The sequence below is a fragment of the Cellulomonas septica genome (assembly GCF_012396155.1).
Taxonomy (GTDB): domain Bacteria; phylum Actinomycetota; class Actinomycetes; order Actinomycetales; family Cellulomonadaceae; genus Cellulomonas; species Cellulomonas septica.
Map to the genome: position 1 here is coordinate 1 of NZ_JAAXOY010000203.1, position 5,224 is coordinate 5,224.

At 74.7% G+C, this 5,224-nt stretch carries 5 protein-coding genes and 1 pseudogene; 1 reads left to right on the plus strand and 5 read right to left on the minus strand.

Going from position 1 to position 5,224, the window contains the following annotated elements:
- Positions 1-344, minus strand: a pseudogene (locus HGA02_RS09430) (semialdehyde dehydrogenase); the annotation flags it as partial.
- Between the two features lie 344 nt (positions 345-688).
- On the opposite strand from HGA02_RS09430, the gene HGA02_RS09435 reads away from it, so the two are divergent.
- Positions 689-1,918, plus strand: a complete 1,230-nt coding sequence (locus tag HGA02_RS09435) for a DUF418 domain-containing protein (RefSeq protein WP_168678792.1) — start codon at positions 689-691, stop codon at positions 1,916-1,918.
- A gap of 27 nt (positions 1,919-1,945) precedes the next feature.
- Here the strand turns inward: HGA02_RS09435 and HGA02_RS09440 are convergent, their stop codons facing one another.
- The 4 genes from HGA02_RS09440 to HGA02_RS09455 form a co-directional block, all read right to left on the minus strand.
- Complete coding sequence (locus HGA02_RS09440; RefSeq protein ID WP_168678793.1) at positions 1,946-2,377, minus strand: hypothetical protein; 432 nt, start codon at positions 2,375-2,377, stop codon at positions 1,946-1,948.
- 63 nt (positions 2,378-2,440) lie between these two features.
- On the minus strand, positions 2,441-3,307 hold the full coding sequence (locus HGA02_RS09445; protein ID WP_168678794.1) for an NAD-dependent epimerase/dehydratase family protein: 867 nt from the start codon (positions 3,305-3,307) through the stop codon (positions 2,441-2,443).
- A 42-nt stretch (positions 3,308-3,349) separates the two neighbouring features.
- Complete coding sequence (locus HGA02_RS09450) at positions 3,350-4,006, minus strand: hypothetical protein (RefSeq protein WP_168678795.1); 657 nt, start codon at positions 4,004-4,006, stop codon at positions 3,350-3,352.
- On the minus strand, positions 4,003-4,968 hold the full coding sequence (locus HGA02_RS09455; RefSeq protein WP_168678796.1) for an aldo/keto reductase: 966 nt from the start codon (positions 4,966-4,968) through the stop codon (positions 4,003-4,005). The genes HGA02_RS09450 and HGA02_RS09455 overlap by 4 nt, the downstream gene beginning before the upstream one ends.
- Positions 4,969-5,224: the final 256 nt, after the last annotated feature.

Sequence of the window (5,224 nt, forward strand, 5' to 3'; positions counted from 1 at the left end):
GACCCGCCCGACGTGACCGTCGCCGTCAGCGCCCCCAGGCCCACGATCCTGGCGCCGCGCCGTGCCGCGAGGTCCACGGCGGCACCGACGCGGTCACGCGCGGCGTGCGGGGCCTCGAGCATGTGCCGGGCGCCGAACGGGACCAGCACCACGCGACCGACCGGGTCGGGCGTGACGTCGGGCAGGTGGACCCGGGCCATCGTGAAGGGCCGGAGCGGCAGGCGGCGGACCGCCCGGTCGGCGACGCCCTCGGGGACGCGACCGAGCGGCGACCAGACGCGCGCGAGGTCGTCGGACACCCGGGCCCGCGGGTGGACCAGGAACGCGAACGGGACGGCACTCATCGGCGGTTCTCCAGGGGATCGCGGCCGCGCGGGGCCGGTCGTGGGTGCGGCCCGGGGGCCGCGACGGAGGTGAAGAGGTCCGGCAGCGGATGCCAGATACGTCGGTCACCCGGTCGGCCGCCCGTGCACGCCCATGCTCGTCGCGCCCGCGCACCCGGGGCGTCCGCCGCTGGTCGGGTCGTCGACGGCCCGTCGTCCCCCGACGGTCTGGTCCCGCGCCCGCGCATCCACCGGCCGACGGACTTCCGCACGGCGTCGGACCCCCGGACGTGGGGGGAACCATGAGGGGTGATTCGGGGGCATGCCGGATGTCGACGCGACCGCGGGCTCCCTAGGTTCGGGCCATGACCTCCGACCAGCCCAGCGCGACCCTGACCGCCCCACCCGCGGCCGCCGTCCCTGCCGTCGCCGTCGTCGCCCCGCCGCCGGCCGTGCCGGACCGCCGCTCGCTGGCCCCGGACCTCGCGCGCGGCATGCTGCTGCTGTTCATCGCGCTCGCGAACGTGTGGGGCTACCTGTGGTCGACCGGTGAGACGGGTCCCGGGGGGCGACCGGCGGGCGGGTCGGGCGTCGACCACCTGGTCGACGCGCTGACCGCGTTCTTCGTCGACGACCGCTCGCGGCCCATGTTCGCGATCCTCTACGGGTTCGGCCTCGCGACGATGGCGAGCCGGCTCGCGGCGCGCGGCGCGGACCGCAGAGGGGTGCGCCGGGTGCTGGCCCGACGCGGCGGGTGGCTCGTCGTGCTGGGCCTCGTGCACTCGGCGCTGCTGTTCGGCGGCGACATCCTCGCGACCTACGGCGTGACGGGCCTGATCGCGCTCGCCTTCCTGCAGCGGTCGCGCACGACGCTCTGGATGTGGTTCGCCGCCGGCACGCTGCTGTCGACCGCGGCCGGCGTCGTCCTGTTGCTGTTCTTCGAGGAGGGGTTCGGCGGCGACGGCACCCCGACGACCGGCTACCTGGCCTCGGCCGGCGAGCGGCTGCTGTCGTCGGGCGTCTCGATCGGGCTCGCGGCCGTGCTGCTGTTCTTCGTGCCGCAGGTCGTGCTCGGCATCCTGCTGTCGCGTGCGGGCTGGCTGACCCGCCCGTGGGAGCATCGCCGCCGCCTCGGTCAGGTCGTCGTGGTCGCGCTCGCCGTCAACGTCGTCGGCAACCTGCCGTGGGCCCTCGTCGTCGGGCACGTGTGGGAGCCGTCGTCGACCGTCGGCGGGGTGCTGGAGATCGTCCACATCGCGTCGGGCGTCGTCATGGGCCTGGGGTACGTGTGCCTGTTCGGCTGGCTCGCGGCCGTCTGGCACGACCGCCGCGACCTGCCCGTGGTGCGGGCGGTGACCGCCGTCGGCGAGCGGTCGCTCACGTCGTACCTGCTGCAGTCCGTGATGTTCGCGCCGCTGCTGAGCGCATGGGGTCTCGGTCTGGGCGGCCGGATCGGCACGGCGACAGCTGCTGCGCTCGCCGTCGCCGTCTGGCTCGTGACGGTCGCCGTCGCCGTCGCACTCGACCGCGCGGGACGCCGCGGGCCCTTCGAGGTCCTCCTGCGCCGCCTCACCTACGGCCGCCGCCCGGGCTGACGACCGTCGACGACGACCCGCCCGCGTCTAGGTCCGCCATCGCGCATCCGGGCGGCCGTCGTACTCGCCGAACCGCGCGAACGAGAAGGAGGGCTCGTCGCCGTCGACCTCAGCAGCGCAGAAGTACCGCGGCCCCGGAGGACGCCAGTACAGGTGGTCGAGGTTGGGAACAGCACTCTCGATGGGGCAGAGCACACCCGGCTCGCCCGGCGCGTACAGCAGGAACAACGCAGCGGGGACGGCTACCTCCAGGGCCGAGAGCTGGTCTCTGACGTTCACCTCATCGACCAGGCGCAGATCGAGCCGGGCGTGTGCAATCGTGCGCCAGTCGACTCGCGTCAGCAGCCAGGGCAGAGAGAGCAGGTAGTCGTGGAAAGCGATGCCGACCTCTGGCGCGACCAGCGAGACCCGGCCGTCCTGGAGCCACTCGAGGATGTGGTCATCATCGACGTACGCCACGCATCGCTCCCGCCGTGATCCCGGCCGCGTCCCAGCAGGTCACCCTGCGTCCGCCGTGACTTCTCACGCCTGGGCGCCCGGGAGGCGCGAGCGCCAGGTGTGGGTCGGCTCGTAGCCGAGGAGACGACGGGCCTTGTCGATGGACAGGAGCGTCTCGCGGCCCTCGACGGGGCGGCGCAGCTCGACGTCGGGGAACTCGGCGGCCAGCAGCTCGGCCGACGGGGTGTCGAGGACGGTGTCGGGCGCGGCGATGATGAACGCCTCGAAGCCGGTGAGGTCGCTCTCCAGGGCGAGGCGCACGGCCTGCGCGCCGTCGCGGGCGTCGATGTAGCCCCACAGGTTCCAGCGGCGCGACTGCGCGGTGAAGTCGCGGAACGCCGGGTAGTCCTCGTCGACCATGACGTTGGAGAACCGCAGGCCGATCAGCTTCGCCGACGGGTCCCAGCGCGTGAAGTGCCGCGCCATCTCCTCCTCGACGGCCTTGCCGAGCGAGTACGTGCTCTCCGGGCGGACCGGGTACTCCTCGTCGACGGGCGCGTACGGGGGCGGGGTGTCGAACGGCAGGCCGAGGACCGTCTCGCTCGACGCCCAGACGACGTTGCGGATGCCGGCCCGGCGCGCAGCCGAGAAGACGTGGTGCGTCGCGACGACGTTGTTCGCGAACGTCGCCCCGCTGGGGATCAGGCCGGGTGCGGGGACCGCCGCGAGGTGCACGACGGCGTCGACGCCGCGGTAGCGGTCGTCGATGCCGGTCAGCGCCTCGGTCACCTGGCCGAGGTCGGTGAGGTCGACGCGCGTGAACAGCGCCGGCTGCCCCGGCGGCGGCGGGGCGACGTCGACGTTCACGACCTCGTACCCGTGCGCGGCGAGGTCCTCGACGACCGCCCGCCCGAGCTTCCCGCTGCCACCTGTCACCACGACGCGCGTCATGCCCCGACCGTAACCCGGCACCCGCGGGCGCCGCCGACCGGGCTAGGCGTAGCGGCGGTGCTGGAGCGGCAGGAAGCGGTCGACCGAGTGGCGCAGGCTGAACCGCGGCTTCCGGAGCCGCACCTCGACGGAGTAGTAGTCGGCCCACTTCCGGAACGCCTCGTAGCCGCGCCAGTCGAGGTCCAGGCCCTCCGCGACCTCGACCGCGCGCGCCGCGAGGTCCGGCCAGCCGAACCGCTGCGCCGCCTCGTACGGGTCCGTGACGCGCGCCAGCAGCGGGTCGCGGCCGTCCGACGGTGGGACCTCGCCGTCGAGCACGAGCTCGGCGATCGCCCGGACGCTCGTCGCCCGGTCGACGAACGGCAGCGTCAGCCGCGCGAAGTCGTCGACGACCACCTGCGGGAAGCCGGGCGTCTGCGCGGTGTACTCGCCGCGCCAGCCGAACGCCGTCGCGGCCTGGTTGAACTGGTGCACGAACCGCTCCGCCGCCGTCTGCTGCCCCTCCGCGGGTACGCACTCGACGGTGATCGTGCGGACCCGGTCGATCCGCGCCTGCGGCTCGCACCGCACGACCATCGCGACGTCACCCGACCGGCCGCGGAACACCGGTCCGCCGCGCGTGAAGCCCCGCTCGGCGAGGAGCGGCTCGAGCGCGCCGGGCAGGTCGAAGGCCGCGCCGGCGGTCGTGTCGGTGCTCACTCCGCGTCGAGCCAGGTGCGGGCGGGCGGGAGCAGCGCCTCGAGCTCGGGCCACAGCGCGTCGGGGAGCTCGGCCGACGCGGCCGCGACCGTCTGCTGGACGCGCTGCGGGCGGCTCATGCCGACGATCGTCGCCCCGGTGCGTGGGTCGCGCAGCGAGAACTGCAGCGCCGCGGTTGCGATGTCCGTGCCGTGCTCGGCGCACACGCGCCGCATCGCCTCGGCGGCCTCCAGCACCTCGGGCGGGGCCTCGCGGTAGCCGTACGTCGTCGGGCCGCCCTCCTGCTTCGCGAGGATGCCGCCGCCGTGCACGGCCGCGTTGAGGATGCCCATGCCCTGCCGCTCGGCCTCGTCGAGCAGCGGGCCCGCCGACCGGTCGAGCAGCGTCCAGCGGTTGTGCACGAGCAGCACGTCGAACACCCCGAGCGCCAGGTAGCGCGCGATCTCCTGCACGCGACCGCCCGCCAGGCCGATCGCACCGACCTCGCCCGACTCGCGCAGGGCGACGAGCGCCTCGACCGCACCGCCCGGACCGGCGAGGTCATCGAACGACCAGAACTCCGGGTCGTGCAGGTGCACGAGCGGCAGGTGGTCGAGCCCGAGGCGCTCGCGGCTCTCCGCGACCGACGCACGCACGCGGTCGCCCGAGTAGTCGCCGTCCGACGGGTCGACCTTCGTCGCGACGGTCACGCCCGCGGGCAGCCCGCCGACCTCGCGCAGCGCCGCGCCGATCCGCCGCTCGCTCTCGCCGTCGCTGTAGCCGTTCGACGTGTCGACGAACCGGATCGGGCTGTCGAGCGCCGCGAGCACGGTCGCGACACCCTCGTCGGCGGGCACGTCGCGACCGAACAGGCCCGGCATGCTGCCGAGCGGACCGCCGCCCAGGCAGACCGCGGACACCTCGAGGCCGGTGCGGCCGAGCGGGCGGATCCAGCCGGGCGTGCCGGGGGCGAACGACGTCATGACGGGCTCCTGGAGGCGATCACGGATCGGCGGCGATCCGACGGCGGCGGGCTCGTCGCATTCCATCACGGGACGACGCACCCGGCCGCGCACGTCCCGCGGCCGCGGCGACGACGAGGTCGACGTCCGCCCACGTGGCGCGACGCGCTCGCCGCCCGCCGAGCTCCCCCGCGGTGCGACGTGCCGACCACGCCCGTGCCGCGGTCAGCGCAGACGTGCGAGGGAGTCCAGCGCGGCGACGGGGTCGGGGCCGAGC